This is a genomic window from Reichenbachiella sp. 5M10 (assembly GCF_002742335.1).
Taxonomy (GTDB): Bacteria; Bacteroidota; Bacteroidia; order Cytophagales; family Cyclobacteriaceae; genus Reichenbachiella.
In genome coordinates this window covers 2768955-2787654 of the sequence record NZ_MDGR01000007.1, presented here as the reverse complement: position 1 = coordinate 2787654, position 18700 = coordinate 2768955, and the positions used below count along the sequence as shown (strand labels likewise).

Annotated in this window: 10 protein-coding genes and 1 tRNA gene; 2 read left to right on the top strand and 9 right to left on the bottom strand. The window is 44.8% G+C overall.

What is annotated here, in order from left to right; genetic code table 11:
• Positions 1-44 precede the first annotated feature (44 nt).
• The 5 genes from BFP72_RS11065 to BFP72_RS11045 all read right to left on the bottom strand — a co-directional run bounded on the left by BFP72_RS11065 (position 45) and on the right by BFP72_RS11045 (position 4588).
• A complete protein-coding gene (locus BFP72_RS11065; RefSeq protein WP_099599199.1) occupies positions 45-1091 on the bottom strand; it encodes a M42 family metallopeptidase in 1047 nt (348 codons plus the stop codon).
• 113 nt (positions 1092-1204) lie between these two features.
• Positions 1205-1288: transfer RNA gene (locus BFP72_RS11060), tRNA-Leu, on the bottom strand.
• 56 nt (positions 1289-1344) lie between these two features.
• On the bottom strand, positions 1345-2310 hold the full coding sequence (egtD, locus tag BFP72_RS11055; RefSeq protein WP_099599198.1) for an L-histidine N(alpha)-methyltransferase: 966 nt from the start codon (positions 2308-2310) through the stop codon (positions 1345-1347).
• On the bottom strand, positions 2303-3616 hold the full coding sequence (egtB, locus tag BFP72_RS11050) for an ergothioneine biosynthesis protein EgtB (protein WP_255397195.1): 1314 nt from the start codon (positions 3614-3616) through the stop codon (positions 2303-2305). Before egtB ends, egtD begins: the two co-directional genes overlap by 8 nt.
• Before the next feature lie 123 nt (positions 3617-3739).
• Positions 3740-4588, bottom strand: a complete 849-nt coding sequence (locus BFP72_RS11045; protein ID WP_369824024.1) for a pirin family protein — start codon at positions 4586-4588, stop codon at positions 3740-3742.
• Positions 4589-4747: 159 nt separating this feature from the next.
• Here BFP72_RS11045 and BFP72_RS11040 point away from each other — a divergent pair, with 159 nt between their 5' ends.
• Complete coding sequence (locus BFP72_RS11040) at positions 4748-5263, top strand: GNAT family N-acetyltransferase (RefSeq protein ID WP_099599197.1); 516 nt, start codon at positions 4748-4750, stop codon at positions 5261-5263.
• A gap of 43 nt (positions 5264-5306) precedes the next feature.
• Complete coding sequence (locus tag BFP72_RS11035; protein ID WP_099599196.1) at positions 5307-6410, top strand: hypothetical protein; 1104 nt, start codon at positions 5307-5309, stop codon at positions 6408-6410.
• A gap of 2 nt (positions 6411-6412) precedes the next feature.
• Here the strand turns inward: BFP72_RS11035 and BFP72_RS11030 are convergent, their stop codons facing one another.
• The 4 genes from BFP72_RS11030 to BFP72_RS11015 form a co-directional block, all read right to left on the bottom strand.
• Positions 6413-7024 carry an ATP-binding cassette domain-containing protein gene (locus BFP72_RS11030; RefSeq protein ID WP_158233380.1) on the bottom strand — a complete coding sequence of 204 codons (612 nt, stop codon included), beginning with the start codon at positions 7022-7024 and terminating at the stop codon, positions 6413-6415.
• Positions 7018-7695: a molybdate ABC transporter permease subunit gene (gene modB, locus BFP72_RS11025; RefSeq protein WP_099599194.1), complete on the bottom strand. Its 678-nt coding sequence runs from the start codon at positions 7693-7695 to the stop codon at positions 7018-7020. Before modB ends, BFP72_RS11030 begins: the two co-directional genes overlap by 7 nt.
• Before the next feature lie 138 nt (positions 7696-7833).
• Positions 7834-8568 (bottom strand): molybdate ABC transporter substrate-binding protein, encoded by a 735-nt coding sequence (modA, locus tag BFP72_RS11020; protein WP_143520041.1) that lies wholly within the window; start codon positions 8566-8568, stop codon positions 7834-7836.
• Positions 8569-8719: 151 nt separating this feature from the next.
• On the bottom strand, positions 8720-18256 hold the full coding sequence (locus BFP72_RS11015; RefSeq protein ID WP_099599192.1) for a T9SS type A sorting domain-containing protein: 9537 nt from the start codon (positions 18254-18256) through the stop codon (positions 8720-8722).
• Positions 18257-18700 lie beyond the last annotated feature (444 nt).

The following is an 18700-nucleotide window of genomic DNA, read 5'->3' as shown; positions in this document are numbered from 1 at the left end:
ACGAAGTTTTGATCGTGACCAATCGAATGATTCGCAATATAAAATTATTTCCAGCTCCAGTCGTGACTAGTCAGCTTTTCTAATGCAGCGATGAGCAAATCCGTTGATCCAGTGATGTCGTCCTTGTGGGCCATTTCGATGACTTGGTGGAGGTGACGTGTGGGGATGGAGATGGCGCCAGCTATGGCTCCATTTTTACCTCTTTGCTGGATGCCAGCTGTGTCAGTACCTCCTGCTACGAGGATTTCATTTTGCCATGGGATGTTTTGACTGTCCGCCGTGTCTCTCAAGAATTGAACCATGCGCTGGTCACAAATGGTCATCGCGTCAAGAATCTTGATGGCTGTGCCATGACCGAGTTTGGTGACGTACTCGTGCGGCTGTGCTCCTGGTAGATCATAGGCGATGGTAGTGTCTAGTGCAATCCCAAAGTCTGGATTGATGCTGTGTGCGGCGACATTGGCGCCACGGAGCCCTACCTCTTCCTGGACAGAAAATACAGCATAGAGGTCAGCAGAAGGGGCGGTGATTTTTTTTAGGGTTTCTATCAGGATGAATACAGATACTCTATTGTCTATGGATTTGCAATTGATACAGTCACCCATTTCGATGAGTTCTCGGTCTCGTGTGATCGAATCTCCTACGGCTATGACTTTTTCAACTTCTTCTTTGTTCATGCCTAGATCGATGAAGTAGTCTTCCATTTTTGCCACCTTTTGACGCTCTTCGGGGCTCATGACGTGGATAGGTTTGCTACCCATCACGCCGATTACATCTTGGCGTCCATGTATGATGACACGCTGTGCAGTGAGGGTTTTCGGGTCAAAGCCTCCGAGAGGTTGGAATCTAACAAAACCATTGTCATCTATGTGACTGACGATGAAACCGATTTCATCCATGTGCGCCGCAACCATTACCTTTTTGTCTGTGGTTCCTTTCTTGAATGCGATGAGGTTGCCCATGTTGTCGATCTCGTAGGAGTCCACATACTCTTTGATTTCTTCGATGATCAGGTTTCTGATACGCGATTCAAATCCTGGCGCACCAGCGATTTCACAGATATTTTTTAGTAGCGGAGTATTGAATGACATGCTGTTACGTGATTTTGGTGATGTGCGGATCATGAGACTGATAGGAGTAGGGCTGCACTCTGTGCGAGTGATAAGTCTCTAATGATTTAAGCTTTAGCACAATGTTTAAAGAGTGCGCACGAGAAGATTCGAACTTCCACGGACGTGAGTCCACCACCCCCTCAAGATGGCGTGTCTACCAATTTCACCACGTGCGCTTAAATTTGGAATGCAAAAATAGGATTTAACTTGAATAATCCATGAAAAAAGTGAATTAAACTGCAGACCAAATGGAATCTACAAAGTATCCTCTCTGATCCTCAAGGTGATAGCTTACTTCAAATCCGCATTTTTTTGCTAATTCCTCGATTTCATCTGGGGAATATTTCTTGGAAATCTCAGTTTGAATGGTCTCCCATTTTTGAAAATGGATGCTGTGTCCTTCGATATGCACTACTTGATCGTGTAGGCTCATGAGTGAACTTTTGCATTCTCCTGTCACGGGGTTGTAGAATGGGTAATGTCTAAACTGATCCACCTTGAAATCGCCTCCTAGTTCTTCGTTGATTCGCTGTAGCAAGTTGAGGTTGAATTCAGCGGTGACTCCTTGGGCATCATCGTAGGCGGCTAGGATTTGAGCGGGATTTTTTTTCAGATCTATGCCGATGAGAAGTAGGTCGCCGGGGTGGATGTCTTGTCTGACTTTGGAAAGAAAATCTACTGCTTGCTCTAAACTGAAGTTGCCTATGTTTGAGCCTAAGAAGAGGATGATATTGCGTCGATCGCTCGAATGGCTCAACTGGTCGAGTGCCTCGAAATAATCCCCTTGCATAGGTGATATGCTGAGATTGGGCAAAGAATGTCTCATTGACTCCTCAAGGCCGTCCAGTGCATGCTGAGATATATCGATGGGTATGTAGTCAAATTGTGCTTTTTGGGAGAGGAAGTACTCTAGAAGCACTTTGGTTTTGTAGCCATCTCCTGCACCAAACTCTACCAGATTGAAAGTTTCTCCATGAGGAGAAAATGCTTTGAGAATGCGGTCTTTTTGCGTGTCAAAGATGTTGTATTCTGCCTTAGTGAGGTAGTATTCCTCTAACTGCATGATCTGCTGAAACAGCTGGTCTCCGCGTTGGTTGTAAAAGTATTTGGAAGGCAGTGTTTTAGGATTGCTTTGCAACCCTTGGAGTGTGTCCACCAAAAAGGTCTGGTCTTGTATGATGTCGATGGTTTCAGTCATGATGTGCGAGTCGTATACCTGAGAAAAGCCAGTTCAGGTGCGGGTGAAAAAAGTTTCTATATGTAGGTCGAATGTGGTCTTGTGGGGTGGCATATGAGCCACCGCGGAGTACCATTTGGTTGATCATGAATTTGCCGTTGTACTCACCCAGTGCTCCTGATGGCTCCTGGTAGTAAGGGTAGGGCTGGTAGGAGGAATTGGTCCATTCCCATAGGTCACCAAAGAACTGGTAGTTGCCTTCAGTTGGAGGTAGAGGTCTGAAATTTTCTTGGTTTACGAAGTTGCTTGATGCAGGGATTGTTGGTTGATGCAGTTGACAAGCGGCTTCCCATTCGAACTCGGTAGGTAGTCGCATGCCTTTCCATTTGGCAAAGGCACTTGCTTCGAACTGACTGACATGACTGACTGGCTCGTCAGGGGTTATAGGGAGTAGCCCATGTAGTGTGTAGTTGTACCATTGACCTTCGATCAAGTGCCAATGAAACGGAGCTTGCTTTTGTTCTATTTGGATCCATTCCCAGGCCTCTGCGTACCAGTACTTGAATTCTTGATATCCTCCATCTTGTATAAATTCGAGGTACTCGCGATTCGTGATGAGTCTGTCAGCGATGTTGAAAGCGTGTAAATAAACTTGATGTACTCCATGCTCATTGTCAAAACTAAAACCGTTTTGTTCGTGTCCTATACGGTAGAGACCGGCGGGGACTTCCAAAAAACCAAGTGGTTTTGGAGAGACATCCAATTGTAATTTGGGGATCGGCTGGTATGCAGGGAATAATGGGTTGGTACCGAGGATGTATTTGATGTCGTAGAGTAGTAGTTCTTGGTGTTGCTGCTCATGTTGGAGTCCGATCTCGATGACTTGTATTTCTTCGTCACTCAGGCAGTCTTTGGAGTCAAAGTAGTCGCTCATTTGTTTGTCGATGTAGGCTCGGTATTGGTATACTTCGTCTACAGATGGTCTCGTAAGATTGCCTCGATTGGTGCGTAAGACTCGTTTGCCGATGGACTCGTAGTAGCTATTGAATACAAAATTGTAGTCGGGGTGGTAGACTTGGTAGTTTGGGAGATATGCTTCGAGGAGCATTTTTTCAAAAAACCAAGTGGTGTGCCCAAGGTGCCATTTTGGGGGGCTGACATCTACGACAGGTTGCACGACATAATCTTCGACTTGCAGCGGGGTACAGATTTTTTCGGATTGCGCTCTGACATGGAGGTATTTGTCTTGTAGCGATTTGAGCAGAGAGGCTCCTGTTGGTGTGGGGATAGAGGATGGGATAGTCGGATAAGTTTTGGTGCTATACAATTTACGACTATAACGGGTAAATGAAAAAAGGAGTTCCCTAAAAATAGGTTGGAGCTACATTTTGTAATCAAAAGGCAAGTGTTTTTATCAACACCTGCCTTTTGATTTTTACTTGTCCATCTCTCAGAACTGCATGGGTACCTCGATGAGAAGCACTCGGGCGTTGGCAGTTGCTTGTATCTCGATATGCTCCGTGTCCCATATGCCTAGCGCATCGCGTTTGCCGAGATGGTGGTCGTAGATGTGTGCTTCTCCTTCCAGGATCATGACATAAACGCCATTTTTCTCGGGATTTTTGAGTGCATAGCTGATCGTATGGTTTTTATCAATTCGGCCGAGATGAAGCCAGGCGTCTTGATGAATCCATACTCCCTCGTCATCGGCACTTGGAGATACGATTTGCTGGAGCTGGTTGGGTAGTTCTTCACCGAGCGTGATCTGATCATATCTGGGTTCAACATCCTTTTGGTTTGGAAAGATCCAGATTTGCAACAATTTTACATCCTTGTCTGGATTGGCATTGTACTCACTGTGGTATACTCCTGTTCCTGCACTCATCATTTGTACATCTCCTGCCCGAATGACTTCTTGGTTGCCCATGTTGTCTTTGTGTTCGAGTGCCCCCTCTAGTGGAATAGTGATGATCTCCATGTTGTCATGGGGGTGAAAGCCAAAGCCTTTTCCTCCTGTGACTTGATCATCGTTGAGTACACGCAAAGCACCGAAGTTGGTACGGTTGGCGTCATAAAACCCCGCAAAACTGAAGGAGTGATGAGCATTGAGCCACCCGTGATCAGCATGTCCACGGCTATTGGCGTAATGAAAGATGGTTTTCATGTTGGAACTCTCTGTTTTAGTTGTTGATGTACGCATGTCTTGTGTTGTTTGTCGCATCATTTGTTTGTAATCCGATGTTTTGACTCGGATGTTGGTGGCACGAAAGCTTTGATTTTTTTCAGCGTTTGTTTTCATGACTTTGTCATTCAAAAATATATCATTTGGATAGTAGGTTATACTGCTTCATGTATAAATATGTTACAACAAATATTGTTTTATTATTGTGTTTTTTGTTTGGGGATCACGTGGGTATTCTAATATACTTGTATAGTGTACCCTCATTTGGATAAAAGAATGATAGAGTTTGTCGAAGCAACAAGTAAGGAGCAACTTGAAGTCATCCGGGTTCTTGCCGTAGAGATTTGGAATGAGCACTACCCTGCCATCATTGGGCAGGAACAGGTCGATTATATGCTGACCACATTTCAGACAGTAGAGAAGATCGATGAGCAGATCAACGAAGGGTATGTATATGTCCTGATATGTGATGCAGACGGTGATTTGGGGTATTGCGCTTATCGGATCGAGGAGCAGGCGTTGTTTTTGAGTAAAATCTATGTGCGCTCTGTGCACAGGAAGAGAGGTGTCGCTCGAGCTACTATGGGTTATCTTGCGGAGCTTGCCGTAGAGCATCATAGACAGACTATCTATCTGACAGTCAATAAGTATAATTTGGACGCAATTCACACTTACGAAAAAATGGGTTTTGTAAAGAAGGATGAGATCGTCGTGGACATAGGAGGAGGTTTTGTGATGGATGATTTTGTGATGGATGTATCAGTAGATTCATCTTTGACTTTAGGTGATTAGCGAATGGCTCTATTATATTTGTCGAAACTCTAGACTTACGTGTATGAAGACCAATCTTAGCTTACTCTCTGTGCTACTCTGCACTCTCTTATTTCCCAATACCTTGACCGCACAGGATGCGGAGAGTGATTCTACGATATATCCCTATGTATTGCCAATTTGGGGCCAAAAGGCTCAAGATAGAGGTTTTGGAGATCAACTTCAGCTTCCTTTTGGTTTCAATGTCAATTATGTCAATGCTTTCATTGATATGGAAATCACGGAATTTGGTCTAGCAATAGCCGGGCATGATTTGAGTGGAGTAGTCAATAAGGAAACCTTGAATTTTACGAATGTCAATGCCACTACCAACGGACTCAACTATCGTGCGGATGCTTGGGTTCTTCCATTTTTGGATGTGTACGCACTGTTTTCTGCGGTGACGGGCGGGACTGACGTGAGTCTGCAACCTACTTGGACAGATGCGACTGGTGAGACAATCTTGCAGTTGCCAGAGTTTTCTTCGAGTGTGGAGTTTGACGCATTGGCATATGGAATCGGTACCACTTTTATTTTTGGGTGGGAAGGTTATTTTTTGAGTACGGATGTCAATATATCTCGTACGGATACGGAGCTACTCAAGGATCAAGTAGGGTATCTTACTTTGTCGGCACGGGTAGGGCATCGTTTTTTTCTGAACAAGAACAATCGGGACTTGTTTGTTGCACCATATTTTGGGATGATGTATCGAAATTTTGTCGGATCCAAAGGGAACAATGGGACGATCAATATGGATGAAGTGTTTCCTGATTTGCAAGACACGTTTGATACAACGGTCGATGCAAAAATTCAAGCCAATGATGATGAAATAGCAATGCTGAACAGTAATCCTATTCAAAATGCTGGTGAAATAGCGAAGCTCACTGCAGAGAACGCAGCGCTCAATACCATCAAGACAAAAGTAGATGATAGTGGAGTCTTCTCTACAGAAATTGACTATTTCATCAAGAAGGATTTGAAGCAGACCGTTACGTTTCAGTTTGGTTTCAATCTACAGCTCAACAAGCATTGGATGGTACGTGGAGAGTACGGTGTTGCAGATTCTCAGCGTTTTCTCATGACAGGGCTACAATACCGCTTTGGTGTCAAGAAAAGAGGGCTGCAGTAGATTTATTCGCTGAGAGTCATCTCAAAGATGTCGTTCGTGAAGTAGTTCAAGTCTTCGATGAGGTGACTGGAGATGATTACCGTTTTGTTTTGCTGTACAAAATAATCCTTGAGGTAAGCGCTGATATTCCTTTTGGTACTGCTGTCGAGTGCGGCAAAGGGTTCGTCCATCAACAGCACATCAGGATTGTACGCCAAGGCTCTACCGATAGCTACCCGTTGCTTTTGTCCACCAGATAGCTGATCAGGGTGTTGAAATAGCACGCTTCGAAGTTCCAATACATTGATGAGTTTTTGCACTTCTGTTTCACTGATTTGCTGATTGTAGCGGATGTTTTGATCTGCATCGAGATTGGGGAATAATGCATAATCCTGAAACACCAATCCTACCTTTCGGTCTTGAGGTTTGACAAAAGTTTGCATGTCATTCCAAACTCGTTGGTCAAACAAAATATGTCCCAAAAAACGGCGATTCAGCCCAGCGATGGCATGGAGTAGCGAACTCTTGCCAATGCCTGATCTTCCGAAAAGCCCCTTGATCTCTCCTTTGGCCAGGGAGAAGGCTGCTTCACTCTGGAAGTTAGGGAATTGAAACGTGAGGTTGACGTCTAGCATAGTATGGGACGTGTTGGATTCTTTTGTATCCATTGTAGTGCCAGCAATACCACAAAAGAAAAACCGAGTAAAATCAGTGCATAGTGGTTGGCTTGATCATAGTTCATCATTTCCATCTGATGAAAAATTGCAATCGATGCAACACGGGTTTCATTGGGGATGTTGCCTCCGATCATTAGGATCACTCCAAATTCACCGATGGTATGGGCAAAAGTCAATACACAAGCCGATAGGATGGATGGTTTGACATTGGGGATCAGTACTTTGATGAAGGTTGTCCAATTGGATTTTCCCAAGGAATAGGAAGCTTGCGTCAATGAAGAGGGAAGGTTTTCGAGAGCGGATAGGATGGGATTGATCATGAAAGGAAAACTAAAGATCACCGAAGCTATCAAGACACCTTGGAAGCTGAAAGCGAGTCGCACCTCAAAGAGGTGCTGCCATAGACTCCCGATAAGACCATCAGGCCGAAATGCCAACAGGAAATAAAAGCCTAGGACAGAAGGTGGAAGAATCAAAGGCATAGCAACGAGTGCTTTGATAAGTTTTCTCCCCCAAAAACGGTGCATGGATAGCCCATACAAGATAGGTACGCACAGGATCAATAGCATGACGGTAGTGTAGAGTGCCAATTTTGTGCTTAGCCAGAGTGGGGTCCAAAATTCTTCCATCGAGAGCGAAGATAGCCAACAATTGAGATTTGAAGAGGCAGAAGGTAGGGATATTCGGGGCTACCAGCTTACGATTTCATTTCTGCTTTTTGTTTTAGAAACTTGTTTGATTTCATTGTACACTCAATAAATGGATGTCTAGTGAGCAGGTAAGTAGCCATATTTGGCTAGAATGTTGGCTGTGTCTGGGTCAGTAGTGAGGAATAACAAGAACGATTGTCCTGTCTGATTAAGGGGCAACGCAGACTGGGGGATGACGGGTAGTAGGGCAGTAGGGATGTCAGTCCAGCAGCAAGCTACTTGTGATTGTAGTTTGAGAACTGAGGACTTGGAAGTGAAGGCCAAATCGACATTTTGCGTGTAGATGAACTGGTTGGTGATGGATATGTTGTTGCCAAACACGAGTTTTTCTTGCACAAGAGAGGTCACCTCTAGGCTGTCTAGGTATTGGATCGCGAGGGCTCCAAAAGGAGCCAATTCTGGTTGTGCCAAACCGATCGTATGGCACTCGGAACTAAGGATGTAATGTTGGGGGTCAGTGAGGGGTGTTTTTGACCAGATGACCAGTTGGTTGTAGGCAAATGTTGAGGGGGGAAAGGAACGGATGTTTCTATGGTGAAGTTGCTGAGTGTATTTGGTATTGGCTGATAAAAACAAGTCATAGGGTGCGCCATTCATGATTTGGTTGGTCAGAGCTCCGGAACTGTTGGTAATGATCTCGACGGGTATTCCTTTTTTACTTTCGTAGATTGTCTTGACTTCTGCCAAAAAATCAGCCATACTGGACGCAGCAGCGACACGGACAGGTTGGGAGAGTGCTGTAGTGGAGACTAAAAAAAAGAATGACAAATAAAGCGTGAGATGTCGTATCACTGAAATCAATACTGGGATGATGGATGTTCAAATCTAACCTAAATTTTAGATTGGGGTTGAACATAGCATGTCTATTTCAATCTATAAAAAAAGAGCCAAGACTCAAGTATTAGCTTGTGCCTTGGCTCTTCGATTGATAGTTTTTCTCTTGTTATCGAAGAGACAGTTTCTCGACGATTTTGTTGTCACCTTGCTGTATGATCAGATGATAGAGACCTGACTGGAGATGTCTCAGTTCACTGAGGTCAATGTCACTGGTGCCCAGAGGGAGATCTTGGTAAGTTTGCTGATAGATCAAATGCCCCGTCAAACTGTAGATAGCCAAATATACTGGACTATTCTCATCCCCAGTCGTGAAGCGCACTTTGATGTTGTCCACAGTGGTGGGGTTGGGGTATATCAGCATATCGACTCCAGTGTGGTAACTGTCGTTGTTGATGAGGATCGCTGAGTAGGTTGTTGTTTGCCCATCGAAATCTACCTGTACCAATCGGTAGTAGGATTGACCGAAGTAGGGTTGCTCATCCAAATAACTGTACTGTGACAGGTTGCTCGTCGTGCCATTGCCTAGGATGTTGCCGATTGTTTCGAATGTTTCTCCATCTGATGATCTTTGGATTTCGAAGTAGTCGTTGTTGAGTTCGGAAGCCGTTTTCCAGATCAACTCTACGTTTTGATTGACAAGTACTCCTTCGAAACTGATCAAGTCTACCGGGAGTGCTTCGTCGGTTTGACCTCCAAGGGTGAAGAAACTCAAGGACGTAGTGTTTTTGGTATTGGCAGTGATTGTCCCTGCACTCGTATTTGCTCCTGAGGATAGCCCTCCACGTCCCATGTCAGTCCAAGTATCGTCATTGTCCACGCCGTTGCCTCCTCCGATATTGTCCAAAATGGATACTACCGTAGTTTCTGTCGGGATCAATACGTTGGACTGAGGTCCATATGTCATGCCTATAGTAGCACTTTGGATTGCCGATGAGTGTACCACCCAAAACTCATGTATAGATACTTCGGTCGTTCCGATGTTGGAGACATTGTTGCTCAAGAACCCTGTAGGGTCAATGTTGACATAGCGTGCGGTCCAGTCCGACCCGCCCGTAGCGTCTTCGTTGACAACTGTTGGTGCAAAAATCCCATTGTCTCCTGTTGGGAAGGTGAAGCTAGAGTTGGCCAGTAAGTTTATTTTTTTGACCACTCCATCTACGTGACTGATAGCACTTCCTCCTGTATATGTCGCGGAAGTACTAAACGCAAGGATGTTGTCAATGCTAAACACCCCTGACTTGAATACGGTGTTGTCTGTCGCTATGACTCCATCTATGAGACTCAAGTTTCCGTTGATTTGGAGAGTTGTTCCTCCTGTCAGCACAATCGCATTTTCAGATGCAGAAGAGTTGTTGATGACTACATTGAATATATTAAAGTCTCCAGTGATGGTTTGGGTGGTAGACCCCAAGAAAGAGACGGTAGATGTCCCTCCCGTACTCGTGGTGATGGTGGTCGTGCTTCGGCTCAAATCTCCGTACAAATCAAAGAAACTGTCGTTGGCAGTAGATAGTGTTCCAGCTACCAAGTTGACATCACCATTCACTTCGAATACCGCATCAGAAGCCATGTTGACGGTTCCGTCATTGAGTATGAAATCGCCTCCCACAGTGAATTCTTTGTCGTCCGCTAGGTTGAGTACTCCTTCGTTTACAATGAGGTTTTCACAGATGTTGATATCACTGTTGGATACGAAAGTTTTGGTTCCCGATCCGTTCAATGTCAGTTGTCTCACCTCGTTGGTCTCTACCATGATGGTGTAGTCTCCAGACCCACCATACTCCAAGGCACCACCTGTGCAGTCAAAGAAGTTGAGGTAGTCACCTGCAGGAAGAGCCGCAGTGGTACCGTCGCTATTGATTCGTATGGTTCCAGAACCACTGACTTGGCCAAGAATATGACCGTTGGTTCCGTCGATCTCTAGTGTTCCGTCGGTAGGGAGAATCAATCTACTGAAACTGATGTTGTTGGTGTTTAGCACCAATGTTTTGCCTGAAGCGATTTCTATGGCTCCACCTGTCACCGCACTCAAGTCGGTTTGTCTGACGTCTGAGCCGTTGTATATGCCGTCGCTGTTCTGGTCATAAAAGTAGTTTTCAGCGACGTTGTGGTTGCCCGATGTAGCACCGTTGGCATCAAAGATCAAAGCTTCGAATGCGTCTGGTATCGTGGCAGGATCTCCCGCAAAGTACTCACCAGAGAAGTCTGTTTCGGTAGCAATCGGGAAAGTGATCGTATTCAGGGCATCATCCACATTGTCATCTAGATCTGGGTCTGATTCGATCATGCCGTCTCCATCTGTGTCAGGGAAAGGGTTCTGTACCGCCAAGTTGGGATCTGTGAATATGGCTCTAGCACCTCTGTATGTATCTTCGGAATCTGTACCGATCACGTCATCGTCGTAGCTGGCGATGATGTTGGCATTGAAGTCTGTCAAGCCGGTTGCATTGATCAACCAGTGGTATTGCAAGATGGCGTCTTGTATCGATTGTTCTTCGCTGAGCATGATGGGTGCCACTGCATTTCTTGGACGAATTCTAAGTTTGCCTAGTGTAGACCCAGAATCTCCTCCTGTAAAGTCAACTAATACAGGTGTGTATCGATTGCCTTCACCGACAGGGAATACGAAGTTGGTGGTCGAGTTGGCTGCAAACTCTTTTTCCATACCAAAGTCAATGATCGAACTGTTGGTCTGAATTTGATTTTGTTCGCCAAAATCCAAAAGACTAGCGCCATTGCCTTCGCCATTGGTGATCGTACCCGTCGAGGTAAATAGCAAGAGGGCTGGGCCAATGTCAAAAATCCCTTCATCCAATGTCAAGTTGTTGTTGATTTGGAAATCTTGATTCGCATCGGGCAAGGTGACTCCATTCTCATTGCTGATGGTCAGGTTTCCAAAAACACCCTCGCCTGATGTGGATAACGTCTGCTCACTATTCGTACGTTTGAATCGTATACCTGAGTCTACTAAGTTATTGTTCGAAATGTGTATGCCATTGTTTACCATACTTTGTCCTATGAAATCAATGGTGTTGTCATTGTCGGCCAGTGTGCCTTCAGAGAGATCAAAGGTTGCTCCTGAGATTTCAATACTTGTCTCCAAGGATAGTGTGCCTGCGCCTGTTTTCTCAAAATCATAAAATTCAACGGTACTTGAATTAGTTCCTCCGAGGGTTACAGTGCCTGCGTCTACGTCAAAGATCGTTTTGTTGATTCCCGCAGTGTACACTGCATTGTCATTGATCGTCATGTTGCCGTACAGTGTCAAGTCCAAGTTGTTACTTCTGAATTCGACATCAGAAGAAAGAGTCAGATCCCCTTCGATAGTCAAGTCTCTCGTTTTCAGTTGTATGACTTCACTCTCAGAACCGAAGGTGCTTTGTAGGGCGAGGTTATACAAAGGAATGTTACTGTTGATGCTGAAATTATTGTTGGTGTTTTCGAGCAAATCAATCAAAATAGTAGAGCCAGTCAAGTCGTAAGTATCAGGCTCCAAAAGCAAAGAGGCTTTGAGCGCACTGTTGGCTGTTTCTCCATTTTGATTGAAGAAAATCAACTGCCCGCCTGTGAAGGTTAAGTTACTGCCAGTATTTATCACTTCGAGCATTCCTCTTCGGTAGTCTCCTTTTGTCCCTGACCCTATACTTACGGTACCGTCTGTAATGATCAGGTCTAGAATACCTGCCTCTGAGAAGAATCCACGTCGAATTTGTGAACCTACTTGTAGTGTAGATGCTGCATTGTTGACTTCTATTGATGCATTATTACTTGCAGAGTACTCTATGTAGTTGTTGCCATTGCCTACTCCAGTATTCATGTCTAAACTACCACCGCTGAGTATCAAACTCCCGTCAAGGATGAGCCCAGTATCGTCTCCTTCTATTTTAAGCAGGCCATTTTTGATCTCTAATCCACCCGACCCTGAGGATGCGTCTGGGTTTGATAGATTGGGGAGGTTGAAGTCTCCGGTAGAGGCGTCTGTCAGTGTGATGTCGATACTCGAATCGTCTAAGATGAGCGTTCCATTCACTATTTCAATCGGTTGTTCTCCGATTTCAGAGGGAAGTGGGAAGGTTACCGTATTGTTTACAGCGAAGCTGGATGTATTATCTGTGCCTTTGTTCATCACCATACGGTACAAATTAGGAGTGACAGATGCTGATGAATTGTTAATGAAGGTTTTAGACTCACTGCCAGTAAACTCAAGTATAGCGTTGTTGTTTGTGCCCGTTCCATTGTACAGATTCAAGGAAGAACTACCTGTTAACCCTGTTTCAATTTCAACATTTCCTGCTAGTAATATGGTGTGTCGATAGCTATTGAGGTTGTTGTTTTCTACAGTGAAGCTGGCTGCACCAGATCCATTTCCGTTTTCAAGTTTCAAATCACTATCTAAAGTGATTGTAACCTCTCTGTCGTCACCGATTTCGACAGAACAGCCACTATTGTCTTGCCATGAGATTCTTAAATCCCCTTGAATATGGGTGTCATGATTTAGCCTCCAATTTGAGCCACGGTCTATTCTTACATCTTGCTTGATGGTGATGGGAATGGACGTTTGAAGTACTCTATTGGTACCTCCTTCAGCTTCTATTCTTAGCCTTGGATACACCTCGACATTGCTCATCATGTTTACGGTGTTGTTGTTACTAGTGACTTGGTAAGTGAAACTACTGTTTGGTTCATTAGACCAAGTTCCTAGATCGGTTTCTCCAGTAAACTGTGGAGTGTTAGCTGCTGTGACTTCAAGGTACAAGTCGCCTTCACCCGACACAAGTCCTAGGTTAAGGTCAGCATCATTTTTTGTGACCCAGAGTCTAGGAGGATAACCACCTGCGGAAGCATCGTATCTCAACTCGGCGATCTCTATGTCTACATTTGCATTGACCCAGTGGTTCTGGTTGGCATTGCCATAGTTTTGGATGACAGCTATGTCACCCGCCTGTGGGTAACCGTCATCACCGCCACCTGATCCATCCGCATTGTGTGTCCATTTGGTTTGATCGTTCCAGTTTTTCCTTGAATTAAGTTTTGTGTAGAAGATGTCTGGAGAGCCAATGAAACGAGCGGCATCACCTGCTGTGAAATTGGTGTTTGTCAAAGTGAATCCAGACCCATCACCATCAAAAAGAATGGAATAGTCTGTGTTTTCAAAAGCTGGGTTAGAGGGAGTTACTACAGTATGAGTTTCAGAACTTCTTGTATAATCTCCTCCGTCTTCTACTTTACCAGATACGTAGCTAGCTAAGTTTGCTCCAGCAGAAGGGTCGTCATCATTGTTTCCAAAAAATTGAACATAATCCAATGTTGGTGCTGCATCAAAACCTTCGGTGCGTATTCTCCAGTAGTAGGTTAAACCTTCTCCAGTAGAGATGTCTGTTGTTTTGAGTTCTCCTTGTACAGGGTTGATGGTAATGTATGCCTCACCGTCTTCGCCTAGGTCTCCAATAGAGGATAGGCTGAGTAGGACCGGGGTGTATTTGGAAGAAGCATCGCCACTTGTCCCAATGCCAAGGGGGAACAAGAAATCATCGTCATCTAGAGCGTCTAAGGTTGCATTCCCATTGATGTTGTTGCTAGATCCACCAGTAGGGTTGACCGTACTTGTGATTTTTAGCGTAACTCCTCCGTCGGATGCATTGCCATCGGTGATGATCATGTCTTCTACAGAGAAACATCCTGCACACCCCCCGAAACTGGCTTGCGAGCTACTTAGTGATATGTCTAGCTCGTCTATAGTTAAATTGTTTGAACCAATATTCAATCTGCCATGTAGGATTTGTAGTCTACGGATAATTACATCATTGTCAATGGATATGATTTGGTCTTGGCAGTTTAACCTGAAGTTTCCAAACTCCGCGCCAGGTTCAGTGTCAATAGTGAAAGTTGCTGGACGGAATTTTAATAGGGCACCAATATCAGTGACACCCGCTTCGAATATGCCAAGTGTACCTGCATTATAGACACCTCCATAAAATCGGATACTTCTTCTTCCTTGATCCAGTATCCCTGATTCGAGGCGGAATGAACTATTGTCTCCAGTACGCAGGGCATTTTGGACATTGGTATCTCCTGTATCTACGTCTTTATTGGGCGCGTCTAAGAATAGGGTAGACTCCTCTGGCTTGTTTATCGTGATATTATAGAAAACCTGCTCATTGTTTTCTGTCCCATTCCCTACAGAGGCAAGACTGACGGCCAGGTTTTCCATACTCAGCGTACCGTCAATGGATCCGTCAAATATGGTCGTATTTTGATGAGATACGGGTATTGGCGTTGTGTTAGAGTTTGAGATGTTTTCGGGTAATAAACTGTCATCACCAAAGTAGTATTCTGCATTTTCACTTATGGTAAAATTCCTGCCTATGGTTACGTCTTGACCCAGATGATCAAAGCGTATAGGATTGGTGCCGTCCCCTATGGTGAGGTCGTTGAGCACGACAAGTGGCTGAGCTTGCATGATGACATCTGCTCCTGAGCCATCCCCTGATTGTCCTCCAGCTAGGAAAACGATGTTGTCGTCGGTAGTTTTGACGTTGACGGTGGTGTTGCCGTCGGCATCATTGATGGCACCACCTCCTGAGTTGGTCATGATGACATCATAGAATGGGGCTTTGGATACTACCTTGAAAGGAACGGTATTGTCCATATTCATGATGACCGTACCTCCAGTCACTTCGATGTTTTGGGCATCCGAGTTGATGAATATACCGCCTCCGAGATCGTCAGTTGCATCCTCATCATTGGCTGTGCCTGTTGAGCTGGTGGTATTGTAGTTGGATCTTTGGATTTCGAGTGTACCTCCCGACATTCTGAATACATTGGCTGCTTCGGGTAGGCAGAAGGCGAAATAGTCAGGTTGTGTGCCGCCTCCGAATGTACCACTTGGGCCTGTGCCACTTCCTCCATTGACATATACATGTCCGCCACTTTGGGTATAGCTACCTATGTCGTTTGTCGCTTGTATCGAAGTTCGAATTTGATTGGCATACAATGCTCCTCCAGTGACTTCTATGCCTCCAGCATCACGGATGGTGATCCCACTCTGTACCAAAAATTCTGCTACCCCTGCCGAAATCTTGAACTGGCCGTAGGGTACGAGTGCCGAACCACTTGTTTTGATGATTTCTGCACCATCTACCCATAGTTGAGCGGAAGAAGAGATGGAGTAGTTGCCTCCTTGATTTAGTGTGAAGTTCACATTCGATCCCAATTTGGCAGTCCCTGTGACCAAGGCAAAGGCATTGTTGTTGGTGCCTCCATAGCTGAGGTCACTGTCAACGCTGTAGTTTGCTCTACCGTAGAGGTTGAAATTGCCGTCTGCACTGGCTGTTATGCTCAAGGTGTGTGCAGCCGATTCCTTATCAATTTTGATTCGGTAGAAATTCGTGATAGCGCTACAAGTCAGCAACTGATCTTTCTCCGTGTTGAGGAAGTTGAGGTCTACAATCCCGTCCGTGGCAGTACTTGTCAAGTTGGCAGAGGTACGTTGGGTGAAGTTTGCCGGGCCATTGATGGAGAAGTTTCCATAACTATTGAATTGGTGGCGCTGATTGGCATCTCCTGTTGTGAGAGAGGCACTGGCTGCTATCGATACGTTGTTGACTACATCGATCGTTAGATTGGCATCAGAGAAGCTCACGTCTGTGTATGTCTCTCCGTTGTTTCTATGGATTTGCAATTGACCTTGTGTGAGGTTGAGGTTTCTGGTAAGGTACAAATCTCGTTGCAGAATGGCTATATCGGTACTGCTGCTCATATTGAGGGTCATACTTCTGGATACTGCACCGTTGGGATCAGTAGTGATTCCTGTGCCGAGGTCTTGGTTGAGCAGGAGTGGGATACCTGTAGAAGCAGTGTTGAGCGTGATTACTCCACCCAATAGTTGGTCCGCAAAGGCTGAGTAGTCTCCTTTTGGAAGGTTCTCCAAGTAAGCGGAATTGTCTCCATTGGGTACGCCTTGAAGTGACAATGTGCCTGCCCCTGAAATGGAGGTAAAATCATTGTCAGTGGAAGTCAAAAGGTTTAGTCTACCTGATGAGCGCAAAGCGAGGGATTGTACGGTTACATTGTCTAAGACAGTGGAGCCATCCAGTTGGTACATGGAGATCGTACGACCCGCTGTGATGATGACCTTGTCTGCAGACCCAGGTACTTCATTGTTAGGGTTGTCAAATAGGGGAGTAGTCGCTCCGTCTAGAGTCCAAGAGTTTGGGTCCCCCCAAGATCCTGTTTGAAAGGAATACCAGGTTTGTTGCACATCTCCCAAGGGGCTCAATGTATTGTCTTCCGTTGCTACAGTATAGAAGTCGTCTGTCAGCGTGACTCCCGAGAAGGAAATAGTATTATTGACATCATCGATAGATACGGTACCGCCTGCATCTGACCAATTGCCTACGTTGGCACTTGATCGAGAGATGAGTTTATAGTTGGAGGCATTTGCCAATGCTACATCGGGGATGCCTGCTTCGTCTAGGTTGAAGGTAATGTCTACATCCAGTGGAGTCCCCGTGTCCGTTTGGTCGATGTACCACACACGTTGCATTCTTGCAGGAGATGCACCTCCTATACCAGCTATGTCAGATTCCAGTAGGGCATTGTTTATGGTCTTGTGCCCTGCAAATACATAGTCACCATCGTCCAATCCGCTGTTTGCAGTCAGCTGAAGCCCTTCACTAGTCGATGTAGAGAGCGCTGTAGCTCCTGTAGCTTTCCCTATACCGAAAACACCATAGGTGTGCTCGGAGTTGACTTCTAGATCACCCGCATAGAAATCGTTGGCAGTGGCCAACCCATATCTTGCATTCAGATAGTTTTGTACGATGATATATTTTGTGTCGTCTAGTCTTTCGCTGAAGAGAAAAATTTCTGCTATTTCTCCGTCATAATAACTGCCTGAACCTGAGCTTCCTAATCTTGAAGGCCCATTTCCAGTTTCTCCGTCGTATGAGATGGTGTTGACAGTAGTTTCTGAGTTGATGAGTTCATCATTGTTGTAGAGCCAAAAGTCACTGGTTGATGGGTCAAAACCCATTCTAGCCAGATGAAAGTTGTTGACAGTAAAGATATTGTCTTGGGTAGGATCATTGTGTGAAGACTGTACGTCAAATCCTCCTGCGCTATTTCTAACAAATACCTGCACATCATTTAGCTTGTTGTTGTCTGCAGGGGTGCCGTCTCCACCGTTGGAAAGGAGTGTGAAAAAGGAAGCATTTCCTGTTGTTCGAGGAAATTGCATGACATAGCCAGAATTGGTAGAAGGTTGTTTGAAAATCACAAATACATCTCCTGTTTGGGTAGGCTCATTACCAGATAGTCCGAAAAAATCTTGCGTGTTAGGCCCTTGCATGAAGCTATTGGACGAAGCAACAAAATCTACAGTGGGGTGTTCGTTGATATCTACAGCTGCAGTATTGAAGGAGGGTCTTCGGGTCGCGTTGGTTTGCGTCATGTCTCGCCCGTTTCCACTCCAGTCAGACCAGGTCTGTACTTTGTTGTCAATCGTAGATATTCCTTGATCTGCTCTGAGCCATAGCTCGAGTGTCGAGCTGCCGTCGGTAGTTCCTAGTCCGGCAGGACCAGTTTGTGCCGACAAGATCAATGGATAAGTAAAGATTAGGGCTGCAAGTATGATTTTCTTCATTAGTGATGTATTTATTATACTGGCTTGGATTATATTCTTTTTGTCTCAAGTCATAGGACATGCCTATCAACGACTTGGGGACAGTCATTCATGTGGATACAATTCGAACAGGTACAGGTGGGAGTGTGACTTTTTAATTTGCTGCTGATCTCATTAAAAAGTCTAAATGTATGGTTCAAAAAAAAGTTAAGTTGCTGATATAGTTGTTATTTACTAAAACGTGGTAAAGTTATATTATTATGTTACTAGATGAATTCTTCATGATATAAATTATTGCAAAAATTAGCAGAATATATGAATAAGGAAATAGGGTAAACACCTAAAGAATAAAATTGCTTCATTGCTTAGTGCTTGTTTTACATTTTTTTTGGTAAATGCCAGTTAAAGTCTGTTTGAGGGATGTATTTTTAAGTTTGTATATAGTCGTGTCGTATTGAAGTAAAA